This is a genomic window from Psychrobacter sp. CX97 (genome assembly GCF_057396285.1).
Genome location: NZ_JBXYJE010000006.1, coordinates 121,520 through 146,042 on the forward strand (window position 1 = coordinate 121,520; position 24,523 = coordinate 146,042).

Genomic DNA, 24,523 nt, shown 5'->3' on the forward strand with positions numbered 1-24,523 from the left:
AGCCGAGGTTTTCCTTGCTTCATTTATGTTAGATTGTAGGATAGTTATTGATTTAGCAAATTACCTTCGACTACTTGTATTATTAGCTCTTTTGATTCATTTTACTTTTATAAACTTAAAGTAGCTTAATTTATGGTAAATTTGCCTAAATTTCTAGTTTAAATATAGGATAATTCATTATGTCTTCTACCTCCGAACCCAATAGAGAGGTTTCTAAAGCCGATAAATCGTCTGCAGATGAGATGGCGTTGGCGCACGCTGAATCCTTAGGCTCTAAACATTCAGGTTTTCTACAACCTTCTCCCAATAATACGAAGTCTCATTTATTGGCCATAGGTTATCAGCTACTTGCTAATAAAGGCTTTACTGCGGTGGGTATCAAACAAATATTGGATACTGCAGGCGTTCCTAAAGGCTCTTTCTATCATTATTTTGATTCCAAAGAAGCCTTTGGGGAAGCCGTTATCAATGGGTATTTCAAACATTATAAAAACCGTCTTGATTCAATATCTTCACAAGACATCAGCGCGCAACAAAAGCTCTACACCTACTTTGAGTTCTGGTACAACACGCAACAGAACCAATGCGACCATGAAAAATGCTTAGTGGTCAAACTTAGTGGTGAGGTTGCCGATATCTCAGACCCGATGCGTGATGCGCTAGCCGGAGGATGTAAGCAGACCGTTGATTGGATAAGCTCGCAAATTGAAGCCGCTTGGGCTGAGAATTCGATACCTAAAATAAACGGATTAAGTGCTGATAGTTTGGCGAAGCGTTGGTATTATGCTTGGCTTGGTGCCAGTCTCATTGCTAAAACAAGTCAGTCTAATTACCCTTTAGAAGAAGTATGGGAAATGACAAATCATGATTTGGGATATGGCGCTTAGTTCCTAATAGTCCTCTTATTGTGTATTCTGTTCTAAAAGTACTTTTGATTCATGATTGTACTTTTAACTCTTAATTGTAATTTTGATTTTTAATAAAGAGAGATACTGGTTTAAGTTATACCCCATCTAGAAATTAACCTATCATGAAAAGCGAGTGCACGCACTACAAATAGTAGGTTCAATGAGCTTGACAAAAATAGATTATTTTCAAGAAAAAGTATTTTCTATTAGCTAATACTTTAATCGCTCACACACCCCTGAATAATAGTTCGCTACATAAGGCATTACTTAGTTTCAATACGTAGTTTCAATACTCGGTTACAATTATTATCACATATTTACTAGACGACCGGTCTATTCTAGCTGTATTATGAGTCACTCCATTCTAAAATTCATATATAAATTCATTGTTTTATGAGGTGATCATGAATAACTTCCAATATTACAATCCCGTCCGTATCGTATTTGGGGAAGGCCAGATTGAACAATTATCGAAACTTGTGCCTGAAAATGCCCGTGTATTAATAACCTATGGAGGCGGTTCAGCCAAACGTACGGGAACTCTTGACGAAGTCAAAACAGCACTTGAGTCTAATGGTAACCGTGAGATTTTTGAGTTTGGCGGTATTGAGCCAAATCCTGAATTCACTACCCTAATGAAAGCAGCGGATATGGTGAATCAGTACGATATTGACTTCATATTAGCAGTGGGTGGAGGTTCGGTTATTGATGGCAGTAAATTTGTGGCATTAGTGTCATCGTTGAAAGATGAAGATGGTAGTGTATCTCGTGATAAAGCATGGGAGGCATTGACCAGCTATTGCAAAGATATTGATTCTGCCGTGGACTTAGGTACAGTATTAACCATACCTGCCACAGGCTCTGAGATGAACTCTGGCGGTGTCATCAATTATAGTGAGCGGCATGCTAAATTGCCCTTTGGTAATCCTCTGGTCTATCCAAAATTCTCAATACTAGACCCTACCAAGACCCTTACTCTACCTGAGCGTCAAGTGATGAACGGTATAGCCGATGCGTATGTTCACGTCATGGAGCAATATTTAACCTACCCCGTCAATGCCAAGGTACAAGATGCGTTTGCAGAGAGTTTGCTTAAAATACTCATTAGCGAGGGCTTAGCGGTCAAAGAGAGTCCTGATGACCTTGAAATTCGTAAAAATATCATGTGGACAGCCACGATGGCACTTAATGGTCTTATTGGTGCTGGTGTTCCGCAAGATTGGACAACTCATATGATTGGTCATGAGCTTACCTCGCTACATGGCATTGACCATGCTCGAACGTTAACGATTGTATTGCCATCGGTCATGCGTGAGCTTAAAGAGAGCAAAAAAGAGAAGTTAATACAATATGCTCATAATGTCTGGAATATCAATACAGAGGATGACACATTAACCGATGATGAGATCATCGAAAACGCTATTAGCTATACCGAAGAATTTTTTAAAAGTCTAGGTCTACCTGTAGATCTAGCTGATGCTGAATTGGATGACACAGCGATTGAGCCTATTGTAAAGCAACTACAAGAGCATGGTATGGTCAAGTTGGGAGAACATAAGTCCAATGACTTGGACGTCTCACGTCGCATCTTACAAAGAGCAGCAGGTACCGAGTCATCGGACAACGCTTAAGATCAAAACTAATCTTAAATCCTAATACAACTCAGAAAACAAATCATAAAATAGCTCTTAAAACAGCTGGTAAGAATAAACACTTTAACTAGGATAATAAAAATGACATTTGCAAACTCACAGTCAAAAGACAGCAACCGCCAAATTAAACTGGCCAGCCGTCCTCATGGTAAGCCCACTGATGATAATTTTGAATTAACAAGCGCTGATATTCCCACCCCAGCGGCTAATGAAATGCTGCTGCGTACGCTTTACCTATCGCTAGACCCTTATATGCGGGGTCGCATGAGTGATGCAAAAAGCTATGCCGATCCTCTACAAATTGGGGATGTAATGCTAGGCGCTACCGTGTCACAAGTGGTTGAGTCAAATCTCGACAATTTCAAACAAGGCGATATTGTCATCGCTTATTCAGGGTGGCAGGATTATAGCGTGAGTGATGGCGAAGGCGTCTATAAACTGACCAGTGATATGAGCCATCCCTCTTACGGTCTTGGTGTGCTAGGTATGCCAGGATTTACAGGCTACATGGGCTTAACGGATATCGGTAAACCGCAAACAGGTGAAACCTTGGTAGTTGCAGCGGCGACAGGTCCAGTGGGCGCCACCGTCGGTCAAGTGGGCAAATTGCATGATTTAAAGGTCATCGGTGTCGCTGGTGGTGCAGATAAGTGCAGATATGCGGTTGAAGAGTTAGGCTTTGATCAGTGTATCGATCACTATGCCGATGACTTTGAAGAGCAGCTAGCAGTAGCTTGCCCAGATGGTATTGATATTTATTATGAAAACGTTGGTGGTCGCGTATTTGATGCTGTATTGCCGCTACTCAACGCCCATGCGCGTATTCCGGTTTGTGGTCTTGCTGCTCATTATAATCAGACTGAGTTACCAGAGGGTAAGGACCGCTTAAGCTTATTGATGAGTACGATTTTAAGACAACGCTTAACCGTTAAAGGCTTTATTATATTTGAAGAGTACGGTGACCACTTCCCTCAATTTTTACAAACTATGGGGACACTGGTCTCAGAAGGGAAAGTTAAGACCAAAGAACACATCATTGATGGTTTAGGTAATGCCCCTCAAGGCTTTGTCGATATGTTAGAGGGGAATAACTTTGGCAAGACAGTGGTAAAAGTTGCTGACCCTGAATAACTTCTATTAGTGTATAAGATTTTAAAAGCGTAATACAAAAATCTATAAAACTGTCAATCTTGTTAAAAACGGTTAATTATAACCGTTAAATTATGAAGGTTAAATTATAAAGGTTAAATTATGAAAATATTAATGGTACTAACGTCACATGACAAGCTTGGAGATACAGGCAAACAAACGGGCTTTTGGCTAGAAGAGTTTGCAGCACCCTATTATGCCTTTAAAGATGCTGGGGTTGACATCACGTTAGCATCGCCTGCAGGTGGTCAACCCCCACTTGACCCAAGCAGTGACTCAGCAGATGCACAGACTGAATCTACAGATCGGTTTAAAGAAGATGCAGCAGCTCAAGAGCACTTAGCCACGACTCATAAACTGGCAGATATCAACGCTGCTGATTATGATGCAGTATTTTACCCTGGTGGTCATGGCCCAATGTGGGACTTAGCCAATGACAAAGAATCGATTGCCTTAATTGAAGACTTTGTGAATACAGCCAAACCTGTTGCATTTGTTTGCCATGCGCCCGCCGCCCTTAAAAACGTGAAAGTTGATGGCGAATTTTTAGTTAAAAACAAGAAAGTAACGGGCTTTAGTAATACGGAAGAAGATGCGGTTGGCCTAACTAATGTTGTTCCTTTCTTACTAGAAGATGCCTTAAAAGAAAATGGTGGTCTTTACGAAAGAGGTCCTGACTGGCAGTCATACGTTGTAGAAGATGGCTTACTAGTAACTGGTCAAAACCCTGCTTCATCTGAAGAAGTTGCCAAAAGACTTATTCATAAACTTCAATCTTAAGGAGCCCTAAATGATTAAATTACACCATCTCAATCAGTCACGTTCACTACGCATATTATGGTTATTAGAAGAGCTCGGACAGCCTTATGAAGTCGTGAGCTACCTGCGAGATGAAAAAACCCACCTCGCTCCAGATAGTCTAAAAGAGATTCATCCTTTAGGTAAGTCTCCTGTCATTGAACTTGATGGGCAGGTTATTGCTGAATCTGGTGCAATTACTCAGATATTAATTGATCGATTTGCGACGAATAGCTTGCGCCCTGCTCCTGAAACTGAAGAATATAGTAAGTATGTACAGTGGATTGAATTTGCCGAAAGCTCGTTAATGGTTCCGCTATTACTTGAACTGTTTACCGAAAAAGCTGGCGTAACTGATAATGAATTTTTATCAGGATATATTGCCCAAGAAAAAGACAAACTACTGAGCTATCTCAATGATGCTGTGGAAGGTAAATCTTTTATCGTTGGCGATAAGCTAAGTGGTGCTGATTTTATGTTGTCCTTTGACCTTATCATGTTAAACCAGCATGGCCAGTTAGAGGACTATCCGAACATCAAAGCCTATGTTCAGAGCTTGACTAAACTTGCCAGCTTCCAGCGAGCTATGGCACTTGAGGAAAAGTACGATACCTCAAAGTAGCCCTACTCACTGTCACATTTATAAAAAAACAGCTCCTAGTGAGCTGTTTTTTGTTTTGAGTCATTATTGGCTAACAACTCACTCCATTACCTTTGGTATTGATACACATTTTTTTGCCATTTTTTAAATTACCTATCCAAGCTTTACCTTCTTTGAAAACGAAGGGCTGTTCTCCAGTAGTCCCTTTACGATCAATGCCAGACTCTTCAAAACGAAACGGGATTATTAACTCGCCTGCCAAATTGACAAAGCCCCATTTGTCTCCGAAACGCACACCGGCGAGACCTTCTGAAAAGGGGGTAACTTGCTCAAATGAGAAGGTAATCATTGGCACACCGTTTCGATCAATGAACCCCCACTTCCCATCTCTTTTCTCAGGCTGCCAAATTTCGCTTCGCCCTAAGGAGCTATTGGGTATCACTTGGCGATCACTATTTTGATAACTTTTATTTTGGGAGTTTTGAGTTAGATTTGGAGTCTCTAATGGGGTCTTGGTAGTGGGTTGGCGTATATTTGGATTTGCTGTTCTTCTAGCATTGGTATCAATCCAGAAAGTTTCGTTGACTTTGACCACTTTTGCAACACCAGCACTAAAATCAGTAATGGTCTTATAACTGGATGAAAAGGGTAATATGACGTTATTATTTGCACTAATGATCCCAAACCCACCTTGCTTTTTAACGATTATTCGATCGTTATTTGCTGCACGCGCCCATCCTTGAGTATTAGGATCTTGCATGATCGGATCATAGATGGCAGGCACAACTTCACGACCAGACATATTTACATAACCGACCCTACCTGCACGCTGTACGGGCATGATACCGTTTTTCAGTTTACTCACATCAACTTGTGAATAGCGGGATAAATCAACCGCTCGGTTTCCCTGTTTATTGATTAAGGCAACGGGTGCGCCCGAATCTTTAACCGCTAAAAAGTACCGACTACTTGCGGTACACGACACATTTTTATAGTAACTCTTAGGAATATTGCAGGCATGTGCTGGCATCGCTACTGCCTGTAAAGAAAGAAGCGCAGCAATACTATAAAAAAATGATTTAGCGAATTTTAAGTTGCGATTGCGTTTAAACGCCATTATGTGTTTTTTAGGCGTTAATTCAGTGTTTTTAGCTAATTCAGTTTTCATAGAATGTTCATTCAACTAATTTGTATTTTTAAAATCTGTCATAAAATATTCTAAAACCAAGTGATTTTACTCATTACGTATTAATATAGAGCCACTAGTAATTAGAACCACTGTTACTTTAGAACAACTGCTAATCTAATACTGGAGGTGTAGAAAATAGCAAATATTTGACACTATAACCATATTATTTAGATGAAACCCTTCTAATGAGTAATGAAAAACCCTAAAAACTACATTATTGATTCATGTTAGAAATATTATAGAGATATGGAGCACCTTTTTTTAAGATCAATAAATGATAAACATAAGCATTAACACCTATAGATGACTATAATCGCAGACATCAACCTTTGAATTTCTATAGGTCTATGAGTCTATATATTATCCTATAGGGCAGTAATTGGATGTTGAGGTCAGCAATTGATTTAGCTTGCTACATTTCAAATTAAGAACTTTAATGATTTACAAAAAAAAGTCGCAACATGATTCAGCTACGACTTTTTGAAATAATGGCTCTTTGAGAAATAGAGTCGCTGGAGAAGATCAATAAGACTCAGTATATGACTTCAATTAAATGAAATGAAATAAAAAGACGACTTATATTTCGCTTTGACCAGCATATAACTCACGCATAAGTTTTTTATCATGTTTGCCGACTGAGGTCTTAGGTAATTCAGCCACAAATTTAAAATGCTCTGGTATACCGTACTTTGGAATCATACCTTTTGCCGCAGCTTGCTCTGCTATGGCTCTAATATCTTCAGGCTTGGTGTCCTGACAATCATGCTTTAGTACAATAGCCGCAAGTGGACGCTCTCCCCATTTGGCATCACGCACCCCAATCACAGCCACATCAGCCACTGAAGGGTGTAAGGACAAAATAGTTTCTATTTCTAAAGAAGAAATCCACTCTCCTCCTGTCTTAATAACATCTTTTAGGCGATCCGTAATTTTGAGCATACCCGCTTTTGTTATAAAGGCAATATCTTGGGTATGCATATAACCACCCTCCCAAAGCTCATCTCCCGCATCGGGGTTTTTAAAATAACTTTGGGTTAACCAAGGTGCACGCAATACTAATTCGCCAGTTTGTTCGCCATCCCGCTTCAGCTCATTCCCATCATTATCCCAAACCTGAGCTTCGACCATCATGACCGGTTTACCTGTTAAACAACGGCGTTTTATATCTTCCTCCAAGCTCATTTCAGGGTCATCAGTAGTAAACTCAGTAATACTAATAAGAGGAGCAGTCTCAGACATACCATAGCCCGTATAAACCTCAATACCCGCTGACAGGGCCCTTTTAGCAAGTCCTTCAGTCAAACGTGAACCACCAATAATCATTTTAAGACCATTGAATTTTTTACCTTCCACCCTTGCCTGCTCAAGCACCATTTGCAAAATCGTCGGCACGCAATGAGTAATACTAACGTTTTCTTTATCAATTAAATGCATCAACTTCTCTGGTGTATATCGGCCAGGATAGACTTGTTTTAAACCCAGCATAGTCGCAACATACGGAAACCCCCATGCCATCGCATGAAACATAGGTGTCATTGGCATATAGACATCTCCAAGTACCACCCCTTGCTTTTGCGGTAGTGACCCTAAAGTGGCGGCTTCCGCTAATGTATGTAAAACAAGCTGCCGATGACTAAAGAAGACCCCTTTGGGGTTACCGGTAGTACCTGATGTATAAAAGTTAACCGCTATGCTATTTTCATCAAAATCTTTAAACTCAAACGTATCACTTGCGGTGTTAAGTAGCGCCTCATACTCGCCAACCACCCTTGATTGATTATTGCCAAAAAAACCATCACTGCTCACACCATCGTCATCAAGCCATATAATATGCTCAATGGATGAGTTCTCAAATTGGTAGTCTTTTACTAAAGGGGCGAACTCCGAGTTTAACAGCAGAACTTTGGGTTTAGCATGATTAATGGTATACAATACTTTTTCTGGAGATAAGCGTATATTGACAGTTTGCAAAACATATTGCGACATTGGAACTGCAAAATAGGTTTCTAAGAACCTTGGTGTATCCCAATCCATCACGGCAATAATATCACCTTTTTCAAGATTTAAACTATCAAGTACATTGGCTAATTTTGCTATACGCGTAAAGAATTGGCTATAAGTCATTCGCTGCTTATCAGCGAAGATAATTTCTTGGTTTTGTGAGGTAAGCTTGCAGCGATTTAGGAGTTGTTTAATGGTAAGGGGAAAGTGATAGGCTTGTGACGCTGGGGCATAATTAATATTCATGATATAGTCCATTATTTCATAAATTGAGCTTAGATTGATTATAGAAAAAAGCGCTTTAGAGGATTGCGGGCTGTTTTAAAGCATTCGTTTTGAACGTTCAATTTGAATCAGTAGTACATCGAAAGGATCGCCAAAATCCTTTTATTGTTTAATTAGCATAATGAACTACCACTATGATGTAAAGCCGCCTAATTTACTAGATAGTATCTATTATCCCATGATTCTATTTGATATTATCATCTTTCTTTGAGTTACAAGGGTTAAATGTATTAAATATCTACGACTAAGCTACAGTTTAGTGACTCATTAAATGACTACTGATAATCACTACCCATATAGTATAGTATGCTCATTTATAATACATAATGACTGATATTTATTTAATGACTTATATTAAATTAATGATTACTATGCAACCTTTATTGACCTTCTTTAACACTTAAATCATATACGAATTAAGACTTTGGGATAAGTAAAGGTATTAAACTATTTTGTCATTTATTTAAATTTTACCTTACTAAAACCCTTATTTCTCATAACCCATTTTTTATATTAATTAGCCTTTTATGCCAAAGCCAGATTTATCACGCCTTAACTCACTTTCATCTGCGGATACTGCATTTGACTCAGAAGATTATGCCCTAGATGACTTGAGCCCTTCTTTAGATGATGACCTCGAAAATACGGTTTTAAGACTCAGTGATTACCTAGCAGCTATTGAGCTTGTGGTAAAAGAAACTTTTAACCACAGCGTTTGGGTCAAAGCGGAGATACGTAATTTATCAAGTAAGAATGGACATTACTATTTTGAGCTGGCAGAAAAAGATGATAGCGGTAAAGTCGTCGCTAGTTGTCGAGGTAACTTATGGAAATTCAAAGCCACTAGAGTTCTTAGTAAATTTGAGCGTGCGACTGGTATGCCACTAGAGCGCGATGTTACTGTGTTACTCAACGTAACGGCTACCTTTCATTCTCTTTATGGCTTTTCACTTGCTATCAATGATATCGATCCAAGTTACACCATTGGCGACCTAGCCCGACAATATGCGGCAATGCTTGAGCGGCTCGGCGGCGAGGGTTTATTAAACCTAAATAAGCAGCTTCCTGACCCCTTTGATATTGAACATGTTTTAGTCATAGCGCCCGAAAAGGCAGCCGGTCTTGGAGACTTTCGGGCAGATGCCGATAGATTACAAGCAAGCTCAGCTTGTCATTTTCACTATCATTACGCTACGTTTCAAAGTAACACTGCACCTACAGAAATTCGCCATGCCATAACCAGAGGAATGTTAACGTTTAAAAAAGACTATGATAGGCTACCTGATCTTATGGTTATCATACGGGGCGGCGGTGCTGTTGGCGATTTAGCCTATTTGAATGATTATGAACTTGCCGCCTTAGTGGCTGAACAGCCTGTACCCGTTTGGGTGGGCATCGGCCATGAACGAGATAATGTTATATTAGATGAAGTGGCTCACACAAGCTTTGACACCCCCTCAAAAGTTATCGCTGGTATTATCAATCACTTAGCGCAACTGATGCATCAAACGCAAAGCTATGTTGATAATATTTACCGATTGAGCCACCAACAACTATTAAATGCCAATCGTGCCTCAGAACGTCAATTTAGCACCATTCAAAACTCAAGTGTTCATAGCTTGCAACGATGGCAACACTTGAGCGACACGCATTTTAATACCGTTAAACAGCATGCTAAATTTCAACTGCGCGAGGTATCTGTTAACTCTAGTAATTATTTAAATCACATTCAAAAACAAGCTTACGCAAATCTTGAGAAGTACCAATCAGACCTTAACTTATATCATGACTCAATAAGAAGAAATAGCTATCAGCTAGTGTCTAGTACCGCAAATGAGTTGCGCCATTATCAACAATTTATACTTATTCAGCACCCTAACAGCCAATTAGATCAAGGGTATGCCTTAGTTAAAGATAATAACAATACTTATCTAAGCGGTATCCAAAGCATTAATAAAGGCGATTTTGTCAATGTAATGATGAAAGATGGGCAATTTTCAGCAGTAGTGACCAGCGTGCATATTACGCCTCATAACGCTAAGTGACCTTGTCTGCCAAACACACAAACTTATCACTGTCAATATATAAGGATTCCCCTATGGCATCACGAAAAAAAATAGCCCCTAAAACCTTTAAAGCAGCCTATGCAATTTTAAAGAATAATGCTGAAGAGCTGCAAAACTCAAATGAACCAGATATCGATAATTTAATGACCACGGTCGAGCAGTCCATTGCTGCCTATAAAGTGTGCCAAGCTCGCATTGAAGCTGTTCAGCAAGCACTTGATGCCGCTTTTAATGAAGATATTGAAACTGAAAGTAGCAGCAATACCTTAAATAACAGTGAAAATTAAGTTGAGCAACCCTAAGCGATATATTTATCGCTGAGGTTATCTATTTATAAGCTTATGACATGAAGGGTACTCTCAATGCAAAGCACTTTATACCTTGCTATACTTCCGATTGGTCTGGGTATGATTACCTTTGTATTAAGCCTTATCTGTTTTTTCGGATATTTAACCAGCGATGACACTCTTACCAAACTTAAGCTTTGGCCATGGTTTACTAAGCTACTCTTGCTGGCTTTTTTGTTGCTCAGTATAGGTGTGTTTTTTACGACCAGACACTTTTAATCGGTAAGTTTAATTAAGGTAAGTTTAATTAAAAGGTTGTCTAATCAGTTAATTAAAGATACTTGACCGATAGACCTCTAAGAATTGTCATATATTTTGTTTGGTTTCTTAAGTTAGTAATATGATTTAGTGATATAACTTAACGATGATATTTAATTAAAATAGGGTGTTACTGATTCGATGAGGCTCCTCCTGTTTCATCAAATAGTAGAATTAATTTGATATTTTGATTTATCCCCCCATCGATATACTCTATATATTTCAACAGCTAGGCTCATTTTTATAATGTTACCTGCAAAATTTAAAAGGAAATTAGCGTAATGATGCGTATTGGATTATTTTTATTGACAAACTTAGCAGTAATAGTTGTCTTTAGCATCGTATTTGGTGTGTTATCCAAATTTTTTGGTATTGGCGGTGTACACAGTGCAGGTGGACTAAATTACACTAGCTTAGCCATAATGTGCGGTATCTATGGCATGGTTGGCTCAATGGTGTCATTGTTTATCTCGAAATGGATGGCTAAAAGGTCAACGGGTACCGTTGTTATTGAAACACCGAGTAATGCTACTGAAAAATGGTTAATTGATACAGTAGCAAGGCAAGCAAAAGCTGTAAAAATTGATATGCCGGAAGTAGGGATTTTTAATAACTCACAACCAAACGCTTTTGCCACAGGTTGGAATAAAAATAAAGCCCTAGTTGCTGTCTCATCAGGCTTATTGCAAAGCATGACGCCGGATGAAGTTGAAGCAGTATTGGCGCACGAGATTGGTCACGTGGCAAATGGAGATATGGTTACTCTTGCACTAATCCAAGGTGTGGTCAATGCCTTTGTTATGTTCTTTGCTCGTATTATTGGTAGTTTTGTTGATAGAACAGTATTTAAAAATGAAGGCAATGGCCCTGGCATTGGTTACTTTGTGACCAGTATGGTCATGGATATTCTACTTGGGTTTTTAGCGTCTGCTATCGTTATGTGGTTCTCACGTTTACGAGAATTCCGCGCTGACGAGATGGGCGCAAAACTGGCCAGTAGAGATAAAATGATTGGCGCACTAAACGCCCTCCGTCCTGCTGAACAGCTTCCAGACCAAATGCCTGACAATATGAAAGCTTTTGCTATCTCTACCGGTCGAGCTCAGGGATTCAGCATTGCTAATTTATTCCGCTCTCATCCTTCATTAGATGATCGCATTGACGCTTTAAAGAAATATAATCCAAGTAAGGCCTAATCTAAACTTAATTAGCATGACGAAGTTTGAATCTCTATAAAAATACCGCTAAATGGTTAGCGGTATTTTTTTAACCTTATATTACTCTATCAACAAAAACGCCATAACCAGACTGTGGCATCTTATCGACAGGAATAAACTGTAGCGCACCACCGTTAATACAATAACGTAAACCAGTTTTATCTTTTGGACCATCGTTAAATACATGTCCTAAGTGAGAACCAGCCACACGAGAACGCACTTCTGTACGCACCATGTTATACGCCATATCTCTATGCTCGGTAATAACCTGCGGGTCTATGGGCTGCCAAAAGCTCGGCCAACCACAGCCAGAATCATACTTATGGGTGGATAAGAACAAGGGTTCACCACTTACCACATCCACATAGATACCTGGCGCAAATAAATGATCGTATTCATGACTAAAAGCGCGTTCTGTCCCTGCCTTTTGAGTAATCTCATACTGCGATTTGGTCAGCGTATTTTTTAGGGCATTTTTATCAAAATTTGCATAGCGCTTAGGATCTAAAGCAGCTTGGATTGTATTGGCTGGTGCTAATTTAGGCGCACTACTGCTACCTGAAGACTGTACTTTATCATCAGCCAAGCTTAAGTCTATATGACAATACCCATTGGGGTTTTTAGCCAAATAATCTTGATGATACTCTTCCGCCATTGAAAAATTATTTAAAGGCTTATTTTCAACGACGATGGCCTTATTGTATTTAGGCTTAATCTGCTGAAGGGCTTTGTCTATCGCTGCCTTATCTGAGGCATCGGTATAATATATCCCTGTACGATACTGAACGCCCCTATCATTGCCTTGTTTGTTCAAACTGGTAGGATCGATTACTCTTAAGTAATACTTGAGCAGAGTTTCTAAGTCAATCTTATCGGCATCATAAACTACTTTCACAGTTTCAGCATGTCCAGAGCCAGCAATCACTTGCTCATAGCTCGGGTCTGCAATGCTGGGGTTACCATTAGCATAGCCTGAAATGGCATCGACTACCCCATCAACACGCTCCATATAAGCTTCTAATCCCCAAAAACAGCCCCCAGCAAGGTAGATGGTTTTGGTATTTATTGGGGCGCCCTCAGAGTTATAGTAAACGCCATTTTTACTTTTTGTGTTTTCTGGCATTGCAGTCGCTGTCACGGTATTGCCAGCGTCGGGCTTGGCTTTACTATTTTTTAAATCCTTAAAGTCATTTGCTGCATTTTCAGCCAGACCATAAGCCTGTCGTTCAGTTAGATTACCTTTGATCAAGCGTACTAAATTACCCTGCCTATCTAAGATAGCCCAACTTGGATAGACTTGAACGCCCAATTGCTTAATGAGGTTTCCAGAGTCATCAATGAGTACAGGAAGCTTGGGATAATCAGCCTGCACACCGGAATACCATTGTTTAAATTCGGCAGTTTCTTGTTCATTTAAATGTCCAGGACTGGCCACGGTAATAACATTTAAACCTGCAAAAGCTTTATCATTTCGCCAACTTTCTGTCTCTTCTAAAGTCCCCAGACACAGTGGACACCAACTTGCCCAAAACTTCACTAAAGTTGGCTTATTAGGGTCTATTACCGTCGCACCTGTATCGCCTAAACCAGCCGTTAGTTGCGGAAGTGTTTTTAATTGATTCAATAACTCACTCGGCAACATATCGCGGCTATTGGTAATGCCTTGATTTAACTCAGTAGTCGCCTGAGCGGTATTATTTTTACCATTGTCTGCGCTGCTTATTTGCCCGCAAGCCATTAATGATATTGCCATTACGCCAAAAAGCCCAATCTGGCATGGCGCATTTAGCGAAAGCGTTTTTTTTTGCAATGATGAGGTTTTAGATGGCATAGAAGTCAATTTTGAGTACATTTTTTTTGAGTACAATTTTTGCTGGGTTGGCATAGAAATCTCACTAAATCAGAAGGGTAATACGAGTAGCGCTATCTTAGGCTATGAATCATAAGTTATGATAGGTAGTGTCTTATGACCTTATAACAGACAGGCTTATATTATATACATTTATAAAATAGTAGTCAGTTGCATAAACTTTACGGGATATATCCCAAAGGTACAGGCCGGTTTAATAAGCTTTGAGTTAAATAAGGCTATAAGCATCTGAATATAAGGCTATAAGCGACTGAATAAAGAAGTCATTTGAATGTAAGCCTACAAGGTTTAAAGATTTTATAATAGGGTATTATGGCTTACATATCTTCGAATTCAACGCTTATTTTTAAATTACCCGCTAAATTTATCGACATTTTGCAAGACGCACTTCATTTCCGTATTGAGGCTATGCAGCGCTTAATTGATGATCCGAATACACCAGAGAACGAATTAGCTAAAATAGATTATGGCAATGACTAGATGATTTTAAAAAGTGTTTCGGATGAGCTAAAAAAACCAAGTAACCTACTTGAAATAGAAGCTGATTCTCATCGACTAAGCCAAAGTGCTAATCATTCCGAGTGAACCTGACAACCTTTTGTACAATCCGTTCCGTTTTTATAGCGAACCTATCATGTTTGTCTTTTCAGTAAGCTCTTATTTAGCAAGCTCTTATAATGACGCTATGGCAGTTTGCAATCAGTTTTTGGGCTTTGCCCCTTATCAACCAATTCCTTATAAACCAATGTCCGAAACCATCGTTGCTTCTCAGATATATCGTTTTACCGATGAACAAGCGATAGAGCATGAATTAACAACAATATTGTATCAACCTCAACAATTTGACATGACTTGGCAATGTGACTGCCATATCTCAGGCTATGGAGAGCAAATTTACCCAACCATTAAGGCTGTAAACAGTACTGAAGTCATTAAACTAGCCATAGTCGCTCTAGACCCTAGAAGACTGGATTCGTCAGTTTGAGCTCGATAACCCCATCTTATAAGCAAGCGATAAAGTGTCAATTTAACTGAATCAAATCTAGTCTATTGACCTATTTACCTATTGGCCTATTGGCCTATTAAATAATGGAATAATGGATTAATAACGATAGTGACATTGCCTGCATAGAGAACTACGGATATAACGGTTTAATGATCGACCATAATAAAACGTTTTACATACTCATCAACTGGACTATCGCGAAGCTGATCTAATGTACCCGTTTGTACTAAACGCCCCCCATTTAAAACACTTATTCTATTACCAAGCTTTATGGCCTCATCAATGTCATGCGTAATAAATACGATCGTTTTATTGAGTTTTTCTTGCAGCTTTAATAACTGGTCTTGGAGCTGTCCACGTATTAAAGGGTCTAGTGCTGAAAAAGCTTCATCCATTAATATAATCGGAGTATCAACCGCTAGAGCACGTGCTAAGCCCACCCGCTGCTGCATACCGCCAGACAATTCATCAGGATAACTGGATTCAATACTCTCTAACCCCACTTCATTAAGCCAGTAACGAGCAATATCATGTCGTTCTGCTTTGGGTATTTTTCGAACTCTTAGCCCATAAGCTACATTTTGTACTACCGTCATATGGGGTACTAAACCAAAATGCTGAAACACCATACTGATATTATCTTGACGAAATTTCTGTAGTTTTTTATCGTTTAAATTCAGTATATTAATAACATTTTTATTGTTTATCCTTCCATTTACTGAGACCTCAGAATCGTCTATTTCATCAACACAATCCACCCAAATCTTGCCTACCGTTGGGTCAATCAATCGGTTAATATGACGCACTAATGTTGATTTACCCGATCCAGATAACCCCATAATACAGTGGAGCTCCCCTTTATCAATGCAGAGGTTGACATCATATAATCCTACAGAATATCCTGTCCTCTCACGTACTTCTGTGCTGGTCAGTCCATCCTCAAGCATAATCAGCACTTGGCTGGCTTGCTTAGGATTCGCATTAAACACCTTGCTCACATTCTCTAAATGTATATGGCTCATGATAGGACTCTTGTACAAAATTTATTTTAAATCAAGACATTGAAGAAAGTTATACGTATTAATTTTTATTATGATTGAGTAGCTCATCTCTTTTACGCCTCCCTCTACCAAAGGCCTGAGTAATACGATCTATGATTATTGCCATAATCACAATAGCGGTTCCTGCTTGTAAGCCTTGACCGATATTAAGAGTTTGAATAGATTGCAGCACATCTTCGCCGAGTCCAGGTGCTCCAATCATTGAAGCTAAAACCACCATAGAGAGTGACATCATGACCGCTTGATTGATTCCTGCCATGATACTGGGTAGTGCTTGTGGCAACTTAATCCATAACAACAGCTGCTTATGATTACTACCAAACGAGCGGCCGGCTTCTACCATCTCGTGAGGTACTTGATTAATACCCAGCATCGTCAGCCTAATAAGCGGTGGCAACGCATAAATAACCGTGGCAAATAACGCGGGCACTTTACCAATACCAAATAGCATTAATACAGGAATAAGATAGACAAAGCTTGGCATGGTTTGCATCACATCAAGTACAGGTGTTATGGTTCGCCGCAGCAACTGACTACTCGCCATTAAAATTCCAATTGGAATACCAATGACCATGGTAATCAGTACAGAAACTATCAGCAGAGACAAGGTCTGTACCAATGCAACCCATAATCCAAACGCACCGATCAGAAACAACCCAACAACGCAGGCGATAGCAAACCATAATTTACGAGTAGCAAACCATCCAATCAACCCTATAAAGGCAATCACTAGCCATGGCGGCGTCATACTCAGAAGCTTTTCGATGGGTAGTAGCAGATAAGTTAACGTGACCTGACTAATAGACCTAAAAATATCTCCAAAATTTTGGACAACATAGCTCAGTGTATTATTTAATGAATTTTCAAATGACCAGACGGGAAACCACTCTAAAACATTGTTGGTTTCAGTTAATGAAGCATCGTTGCTTTGATGAGTATTGCTGTCTATTGCTGAATCAGTTATGGACACACCAAGTGAGTTTGCAAGATTTTGTGACGCGATAGGGCTTAACCAATTTTGCCAAACTTGAGGGTTTTGTTTTAGAAACAGCCTTGCCTGCTCCTCGCCGCTACGCTTATTTTCACTCATCTCCAAAATAGCATTGTTAAGTGTGTCAGGCGTAAATTGAACCTTTTTAAACGCATCGACAAGTTCAGGGTTACTAGCAATAAAGGGGCTAGATAAGGCAATACCTAACTCAGATACTGGAAAACCAGAGACACAGTCCGTTTGACTATTAGCATCCAGTAATTTATCCCAGCAGTCACTGTCGTACTCTGGAAACTGAATCGGAGCAAACTCATACTTAGCCATAAGCCCTGTTGGCTGCCAATAATAAAACAGCAATGGTTTGCGTTGCTCAAATGCTGAAGATATCTCGGCATCAAGTGCCGCACCTGTACCTGGCAATACGTTATTATAGTGTTTATCTAGACCAGTATTTTTAAGGAGATGCGTATTAAAAACTTCACATGTCCAGCCGGTAGGGCAGTTTAGAAAACGGGAACGCCTCGGACTCTCTGGATCAGTAAATAAATGAGCTAACTTAGGCAGGTCTTGGTAGGTTTTAAGCTCAGGATTATCTTCTAATACATACTGGGGTACATACCATCCTTGAGTGGCACCGCCCTTCAACGTATCTCCAATAACGTCTACTTTGCCTGCTTTAATGGCATCTTCCATAATAGGTGAACGTCCTACCCATTGCTCGCCTATTACATCAATATCATTTTGTGATAATGCCGTTTCTAATGCGGGTCCAGCGCCTGGTACAAGGATCGTCTCGCACCCATAACCTTCTTCAGTAATGGCCTGTAATACAGCAGAAATAAACTGACCACTCTCCCAAGTCAATGAGCCAAATCTAACTGGCGCTGACTGATCATCTCCACAAGCTGCAAAAACTTGTGAAGATAAAAAAATCAAGCTTAATACCAACCACTGTCGAATTTTTATAATGAGATGCACAAGACTGCCCAGATTAATTATTAATGTTTGGGTTATTTAAAACCTGTTCACTTTTTAGTTTACCGTTATCTATATTTAATTGCGAATAGTGTTCCTTATTCTGCAACAAAACCCTATAAAAGAGCCCCTATCATCTAGTAGAGGCTTTGTTTTTCTTTACACCGGCTTAAGTTTAGAAAGCTCAACTTGAAACCAAGTTTTTTACTTTAATCCACACCGTTTGAGTTTACTTACTTAAAAGCTTCAGCCCTTTCTTAAACAACTGACTGTAGGGCGGCAGCATAACACTCATAGCATTCAGATTAGATTGTACAAAAACAGGTTTCATATGACTAAAACGCTCAAACCCCCACTTGCCATGATATGCGCCTATGCCTGAATGCCCCACCCCACCAAACGGCAATTCATTTTGAGCCACATGCACAATAACTTCATTCACAGCGACACCACCGGATACCGTATGGTTGCGGACATAATCAATATTATTGCTATCTTTACCGAATACATATAAAGCAAGGGGACGTGGACGGCGGTTAACAAACTCAACGGCATCACGTACATCATCAATATGAACCAACGGTAGAATTGGCGCAAAGAGTTCATTTTGCATAACTTGCGAATCTGTCTCAGGATTCACGACAATGACCGGCGGCATTAATCGACTTTCAGCATCGGCTTCGAACTCTGTTAAAGGAACAACTTTCTCTTTTGGTAATTCGTCAAGATAACTTGTTACACGCTTAAACTGGCTGTCGTTGATAATATAGGTGTAGTCATTATTATCTCTGATGTTAGGATAGTGTTTCTTTACCCACTCTTTGGCAAGTTCGACAAATTTTCTATGCAGGGATGAATGAATCAATACATAATCAGGTGCAATACAAGTTTGGCCCGCATTAAGGGTTTTACCCATCATCACGCGATTGACCACATTTTTAAGATTTGCATCTTTCAACACAACTACGGGAGACTTACCACCCAATTCAAGGGTTACTGGGGTAAGGTTTGGTGCAGCAGCAGCCATTATTTTTTTGCCCACACTAGTCGAACCCGTGTAGAGAAGATGATCAAATGGCAACTCACTAAAAGCAATGGCTAACTCCACCTCTCCCACCACAACGGCTATCATATCGGCAGAAAAATGCTTAGCCACCGCTTCAGCAAATGCTTGGGCAAACAAAGGTGCTGACTCACTCATTTTTATAAATATTCGATTGCCTGCGGTTAGAGCATCAATCATAGGGCCAACTGATAAGAATAATGGGTAATTCCAAGGTACCATAATACCTACTAAACCAAGAGGCTGAGGCTGAACTTCATTATGTGCAGGGCGATATAATGCTGAAATACTAGCGCGACGGGTTTTCATCCAATTTTTGCCATGCTTCTTGGCATGTGTAATAGCTTGGAAAACTGGAACTAGCTCAGCAAAGTTAGTTTCAACTTGACTGCGATTACCAAAGTCCTGACTAATGGCATCTGCAAACCGCTGCTTGTTTTCACTTAGCATAGTTTCTAAGCTATCGAGCAATGACGCCCTGTTATCCCATGAATTTAACGGTTTTTTTCTTGTTAGTCGCTGCATGTGCTCAAATTGTGATTGTAATTGAGCTTTTGTCGTTATTATATGCTGACTCATGTTATTATCCTTAACAGGTAATTAGATTTTAACGATCGCTAGATTTACACTTTTTCTGGTAACTTTGTCAGTCGTTTTTAATAGCTAAACGACCTATATTCAAAACCTAAATTTGTGTTATGTTATGGGCTTAACCGTTCATTATTAGCATAGTGCTCTCTATGACAAAAATCTATGACAACCTTGTAGACACATTACGTCTCCGTACCTTAATAGATGCAGACTATCAAAGTACGCATGCCGATATGCTACAAATTACCCTAGATCGTATTGACAAAAAAAAGCAAGGTGTCTCTACCCCTGACGAACTTTGGGTCGTAGAGCATAATGACGTTTATACCTTAGGGCAAGCAGGTAAAGAAGAGCATATCTTACAACGGGGTAATACCCCTATTATAAAAACTGACCGTGGCGGTCAGGTCACATGGCATGGTAAAGGTCAGTTGGTTATATATTTCTTATTTGATTTAAAAGCTCTGGGCTGGACCGTACGTAATTTAGTATCTCATGCCGAACAAAGCATCGAAGATGTCTTGAATCAAGAACTTAAGTCACATGTTTCAACGCAACAGTTTTATGCTAAGGCACGTAAAGATGCACCGGGCGTATATATTTATAATAATAACGATTTAATGCTGGGTAAAATTGCCTCACTGGGCTTTAAAATCAAGCACGGGTTTAGCTATCATGGCATCGCTTTGAACTTAACTTGTGATTTAAAGGTATTTAATGCCATCAACCCTTGTGGTTATGCCGGTATGCAAATGCTTAAGCTGGCTGACTTTGTAAATTTAACTAACGTTGGTTCGTTAGCTCAGATTAATAAGGCTAATGGGGATGAGAAGGCCTATTGGGTTAAACCACCACTTTCTGGTCTTGATATAGCTGCTGGTACAGTTACTGAATTACAGGTTACGGCAAAGCTCGTTCGTAATATAATGCAGCGACAATCAGGTAATATCAAACTACGTGCATTAAAAGATGACAATGAGACATAGTTTATGACGATACATAACAATTACTTTGTGAATAAATTTAGCTTGGATAAACATAGCTCGGATAAACATAGCGTCAATCAGCATAGCCTACAAGTAAATCCCAGCTTAAACCATAATGATAATCCAAATGCAAATATTCATACCAATACGAATATCAACACTAATATCAACACTAATATTAATACCAACGACAGACACACGCTTCATAAGCCCTATGAACACAACCAAAATAATGCCTATATTATTAACAACGAAAGCGATATCGTTACTCAAAGCGACAACATAGACATAAACTTAGTGAACGTCAGTGAAAACAGTGAAGAGGCTAATCTTAGTGGTGCGGCTTATATACAGGTCAACGCCCGTCAAGGCTACCCAAAGCAAATTGAAAAACCCTCTGACAAGCAAACAGAAGTCTCCAATATCTTCAGTAATAGTAATAGCTTAGAATTTAATAGCTTAGACTCTAACAGCTTGATCCTTAATCAAATCATTGCTGATGTAAACACACGTTGGCAAGTACATAACTGTAAAATTATAGATAAAACGCTCACGCAAAGTGAAAAACTACCATTTATATATCATTATGATGCTTTGGACGAAGAGATTAAAAGTCTGCACCCATTGGAAGGACAATTGTTAAAACAGTTTCAGACACCTATGTTTGCAAACGAAGCGGCTCAACACCTACACCTATCCGAAGACCTGATTAAAACACCTTGGCAAGTCAAAGTTACTGGCACGTTAGTCATGTTTTGTGAGCCTCTACAAATTGCATTACGCTTGAAATTTACCAATACGGCAAAACAACGAGATCCTGTTTATACTGAGGCTAAAGAAGATGCTCTACTACTTTCTATGAAGAAATGGCATTTTTATGGCGATGTATTTATGCTTAATAAAAACAGCCAACCTCTCATTATAATGTTAGAAGATGAATGGATGTCGATTCCCCGTCTAGACGACTATCAAGCATTACCCGCGTCATATTCAGTGGCGACTTTAGCATTATTAGAAGCGCATATAGATACCCTACCTCAGTTAGATGAGGCCATCAAAATAAGACTTATTTAGCAGCTTCAGCATCCGGGTTCATATCCATACAAAACATTTAAATCGCTTTATTAAGAATCTGTTTATAAATACGTTGACACGAAACTTTAAGTTTCAATAATCTAGATTAACGGGTGATATTATATGACTCTAGCCATTCACACTGATTATTTTTCAGTTAATCGTTAGTTATAGCGCGTTAATCATAATATTTATTTATACTTGAGCAATAATTTTTCCTTTAATTAAAATTGGTTTTATACGTTACAATAGATTATTACATTTAACTCCTATTGATGAGAAGGACGACCTATGCAATATCGCTCTAAAACGTCTACTTCAGGCCGGAATATGGCTGGCGCACGTGCTTTATGGCGTGCTACTGGCATGACTGATGGTGATTTTGACAAACCTATTATTGCCATTTCAAACTCGTTTACCCAGTTCGTTCCAGGTCATGTTCATTTAAAAGACATGGGTCAATTGGTTGCAAGAGAAATAGAAAGAGCTGGCGGTGTCGCAAAAGAGTTCAACACCATTGCTGTAGATGATGGGATTGCTATGGGTCACAGCGGTATGCTGTATTCGCTACCCAGCCGCGATTTAATAGCCGACTCTGTAGAGTATATGGTCAATGCTCATTGTGCTGATGCGCTCGTATGCATTTCAAACTGTGACAAAATTACACCCGGTATGTTAATGGCAGCGATGCGCTTAAATATTCCAGTTATCTTTGTGTCTGGTGGCCCAATGGAAGCGGGTAAAGTATTGGCTTCAGACTTAGCACCTAGCCACAATTTAGATGCCCCAGTTAATGAAGAGGGTAAGGCCATTCGTAAGCTTGATTTAGTCGATGCCATGATTGATGCAGCTGATGACAATGTCAGTGATGAAGATGTACTTGAAATTGAACGTTCTGCTTGCCCTACATGTGGCTCATGCTCTGGTATGTTTACCGCAAACTCTATGAACTGCTTAACCGAAGCACTTGGTTTATCCCTACCCGGTAACGGCTCATTACTTGCGACTCATGCAAAACGTGAAGCACTGTTTTTAGAAGCAGGTCGCCGTATTGTCGACTTAGCCAAACGCCGATATGAGCAGGATGATGATTCTGTCCTACCCCGTTCAATCGCTACCAAAGCCGCTTTTGAAAACGCCATGAGCCTTGATATTGCTATGGGCGGTTCAACCAACACTATTTTACATTTATTGGCTGCCGCTCATGAAGCTGAAGTTGACTTTAAAATGGCAGATATTGATGAGCTAAGTCGCCGTGTGCCTTGTTTGTCCAAAGTGGCACCTGCTACTCAAAAATATCATATGGAAGACGTACACCGTGCAGGTGGTGTATTTGCAATTTTAGCAGAGCTAAATCGTGCAGGTCTGTTAACGACAGACTTACCCACAGTGCATAGCAAGACCCTACAAGAAGCCTTGGAGATGTGGGATGTGATGAATACGGACCACCCAAACCATCAAGCAGCACGTGATTTATACATAGCGGCGCCAGGTGGTGTACGTACTACCCAAGCTTTCTCACAGAACAAAGCTTGGTCAAATTTAGATTTAAACCGCGAATCAGGCTGTATCCGTTCAGTAGACAATGCTTATTCAACCGATGGCGGTCTTGCTGTACTATTTGGTAATATTGCTGAGCGTGGTTGTGTGGTTAAGACTGCTGGCGTCGACGATAGCATTCTTACCTTTACTGGTCGTGCCCGAGTCTTTGAATCACAAGATGATGCAGTAGAAGCCATACTGGCTGATAGAATCGTAGCGGGGGATATTGTCATCATTCGCTATGAAGGTCCAAAAGGTGGTCCTGGTATGCAGGAAATGCTCTATCCAACATCCTACCTCAAGTCTAAAGGTTTGGGCAAAGATTGTGCACTATTAACAGATGGTCGTTTCTCTGGCGGTACTTCAGGTCTTTCAATTGGTCATGCCAGCCCAGAAGCGGCTGAAGGTGGTGCGATTGGACTGGTCAATGAAGGCGACACCATTCATATTGATATTCCCAATCGTAGTATCAATTTAGAGGTGTCAGACAGTGAGCTTGCCAATCGCCGTGAAAAGATGGAATCTCGTGGTAGTAAAGCTTGGAAGCCCGTTGATCGTGAGCGTCACGTTAGTCAAGCGTTACGTGCTTATGCGGCTATGACCACCAGCGCAGATACTGGCGCGGTGCGTGATGTGAGTCAAGTGGAACATTGATTCTAGGTCATAAATAATAGTATTAGCGCTTAGTAGGTTAAGCTTGATGAGTTAAGTCAGCTTCGGCTGGCTTTTTTATTTTTATACAATTTTTATGAGTGACCTCATGAGTAAGTACTGGCAAACCATTTCTATTACTAAATTACAACGATTACGATGAAACTTTTACTAAACCAGAATTTTTATTTATGCCAAAATCAGGCATTATTACCCGCTTTTTTAAGATAGCGGCAATCTAT

Annotated in this window: 19 protein-coding genes; 13 read left to right on the plus strand and 6 right to left on the minus strand. The window is 39.8% G+C overall.

Translation table 11 applies throughout. The features are described 5' to 3' along the window. Positions 1-179 precede the first annotated feature (179 nt). From AC2SLL_RS06505 to AC2SLL_RS06525, 5 genes are all read left to right on the plus strand, one after another. The gene (locus AC2SLL_RS06505; protein WP_486530873.1) at positions 180-887 is read left to right on the plus strand and encodes a TetR/AcrR family transcriptional regulator; all 708 of its coding nucleotides are present in this window, start codon (positions 180-182) and stop codon (positions 885-887) included. A gap of 425 nt (positions 888-1,312) precedes the next feature. Beyond that, a complete protein-coding gene (locus tag AC2SLL_RS06510) occupies positions 1,313-2,539 on the plus strand; it encodes an iron-containing alcohol dehydrogenase (protein ID WP_486530874.1) in 1,227 nt (408 codons plus the stop codon). A 102-nt stretch (positions 2,540-2,641) separates the two neighbouring features. After that, positions 2,642-3,691: an NADP-dependent oxidoreductase gene (locus AC2SLL_RS06515; RefSeq protein ID WP_486530875.1), complete on the plus strand. Its 1,050-nt coding sequence runs from the start codon at positions 2,642-2,644 to the stop codon at positions 3,689-3,691. Between the two features lie 120 nt (positions 3,692-3,811). Continuing rightward, complete coding sequence (locus AC2SLL_RS06520; protein ID WP_486530876.1) at positions 3,812-4,489, plus strand: type 1 glutamine amidotransferase domain-containing protein; 678 nt, start codon at positions 3,812-3,814, stop codon at positions 4,487-4,489. A 10-nt stretch (positions 4,490-4,499) separates the two neighbouring features. Beyond that, positions 4,500-5,129 (plus strand): glutathione S-transferase family protein, encoded by a 630-nt coding sequence (locus AC2SLL_RS06525; RefSeq protein WP_486530877.1) that lies wholly within the window; start codon positions 4,500-4,502, stop codon positions 5,127-5,129. A gap of 70 nt (positions 5,130-5,199) precedes the next feature. On the opposite strand, the gene AC2SLL_RS06530 is transcribed toward AC2SLL_RS06525, so the two are convergent. Next, positions 5,200-6,276 carry a WG repeat-containing protein gene (locus AC2SLL_RS06530; protein WP_486530878.1) on the minus strand — a complete coding sequence of 359 codons (1,077 nt, stop codon included), beginning with the start codon at positions 6,274-6,276 and terminating at the stop codon, positions 5,200-5,202. A gap of 597 nt (positions 6,277-6,873) precedes the next feature. Then, on the minus strand, positions 6,874-8,544 hold the full coding sequence (locus AC2SLL_RS06535; protein ID WP_486530879.1) for a fatty acid--CoA ligase: 1,671 nt from the start codon (positions 8,542-8,544) through the stop codon (positions 6,874-6,876). A gap of 566 nt (positions 8,545-9,110) precedes the next feature. On the opposite strand from AC2SLL_RS06535, the gene xseA reads away from it, so the two are divergent. The 3 genes from xseA to htpX all read left to right on the plus strand — a co-directional run bounded on the left by xseA (position 9,111) and on the right by htpX (position 12,450). Beyond that, positions 9,111-10,628, plus strand: a complete 1,518-nt coding sequence (gene xseA, locus AC2SLL_RS06540) for an exodeoxyribonuclease VII large subunit (RefSeq protein ID WP_486530880.1) — start codon at positions 9,111-9,113, stop codon at positions 10,626-10,628. A gap of 53 nt (positions 10,629-10,681) precedes the next feature. Beyond that, a complete protein-coding gene (xseB, locus tag AC2SLL_RS06545) occupies positions 10,682-10,936 on the plus strand; it encodes an exodeoxyribonuclease VII small subunit (protein WP_486530881.1) in 255 nt (84 codons plus the stop codon). A gap of 599 nt (positions 10,937-11,535) precedes the next feature. Beyond that, positions 11,536-12,450: a protease HtpX gene (gene htpX / locus AC2SLL_RS06550; protein ID WP_486530882.1), complete on the plus strand. Its 915-nt coding sequence runs from the start codon at positions 11,536-11,538 to the stop codon at positions 12,448-12,450. Between the two features lie 76 nt (positions 12,451-12,526). Here the strand turns inward: htpX and msrAB are convergent, their stop codons facing one another. Continuing rightward, complete coding sequence (msrAB, locus tag AC2SLL_RS06555) at positions 12,527-14,224, minus strand: bifunctional peptide-methionine (S)-S-oxide reductase MsrA/peptide-methionine (R)-S-oxide reductase MsrB (RefSeq protein ID WP_486530945.1); 1,698 nt, start codon at positions 14,222-14,224, stop codon at positions 12,527-12,529. A 429-nt stretch (positions 14,225-14,653) separates the two neighbouring features. On the opposite strand from msrAB, the gene AC2SLL_RS06560 reads away from it, so the two are divergent. Together AC2SLL_RS06560 and AC2SLL_RS06565 are read left to right on the plus strand one after the other, a co-directional pair. Then, entirely contained in the window at positions 14,654-14,821 is a 168-nt protein-coding gene (locus AC2SLL_RS06560) for a hypothetical protein (RefSeq protein ID WP_486530883.1), read from the plus strand. 154 nt (positions 14,822-14,975) lie between these two features. Continuing rightward, a complete protein-coding gene (locus AC2SLL_RS06565) occupies positions 14,976-15,326 on the plus strand; it encodes a hypothetical protein (protein ID WP_486530884.1) in 351 nt (116 codons plus the stop codon). Positions 15,327-15,493: 167 nt separating this feature from the next. On the opposite strand, the gene AC2SLL_RS06570 is transcribed toward AC2SLL_RS06565, so the two are convergent. The 3 genes from AC2SLL_RS06570 to AC2SLL_RS06580 form a co-directional block, all read right to left on the minus strand. Continuing rightward, on the minus strand, positions 15,494-16,369 hold the full coding sequence (locus tag AC2SLL_RS06570) for an ATP-binding cassette domain-containing protein (protein WP_486530885.1): 876 nt from the start codon (positions 16,367-16,369) through the stop codon (positions 15,494-15,496). Positions 16,370-16,427: 58 nt separating this feature from the next. Continuing rightward, positions 16,428-18,335 carry a glycine betaine ABC transporter substrate-binding protein gene (locus AC2SLL_RS06575; protein ID WP_486530886.1) on the minus strand — a complete coding sequence of 636 codons (1,908 nt, stop codon included), beginning with the start codon at positions 18,333-18,335 and terminating at the stop codon, positions 16,428-16,430. A gap of 268 nt (positions 18,336-18,603) precedes the next feature. Further along, on the minus strand, positions 18,604-20,016 hold the full coding sequence (locus AC2SLL_RS06580) for a coniferyl aldehyde dehydrogenase (protein ID WP_486530887.1): 1,413 nt from the start codon (positions 20,014-20,016) through the stop codon (positions 18,604-18,606). A 161-nt stretch (positions 20,017-20,177) separates the two neighbouring features. Between AC2SLL_RS06580 and lipB the strand changes: the two genes are divergently transcribed. The 3 genes from lipB to ilvD all read left to right on the plus strand — a co-directional run bounded on the left by lipB (position 20,178) and on the right by ilvD (position 24,284). Continuing rightward, complete coding sequence (lipB, locus tag AC2SLL_RS06585) at positions 20,178-21,014, plus strand: lipoyl(octanoyl) transferase LipB (protein WP_486530888.1); 837 nt, start codon at positions 20,178-20,180, stop codon at positions 21,012-21,014. Between the two features lie 3 nt (positions 21,015-21,017). Continuing rightward, positions 21,018-22,088, plus strand: a complete 1,071-nt coding sequence (locus AC2SLL_RS06590; RefSeq protein ID WP_486530889.1) for a hypothetical protein — start codon at positions 21,018-21,020, stop codon at positions 22,086-22,088. Positions 22,089-22,379: 291 nt separating this feature from the next. Further along, positions 22,380-24,284, plus strand: coding sequence for a dihydroxy-acid dehydratase (gene ilvD / locus AC2SLL_RS06595; RefSeq protein WP_486530890.1), 1,905 nt, complete (start codon positions 22,380-22,382; stop codon positions 24,282-24,284). The last annotated feature ends 239 nt before the right edge of the window (positions 24,285-24,523 follow it).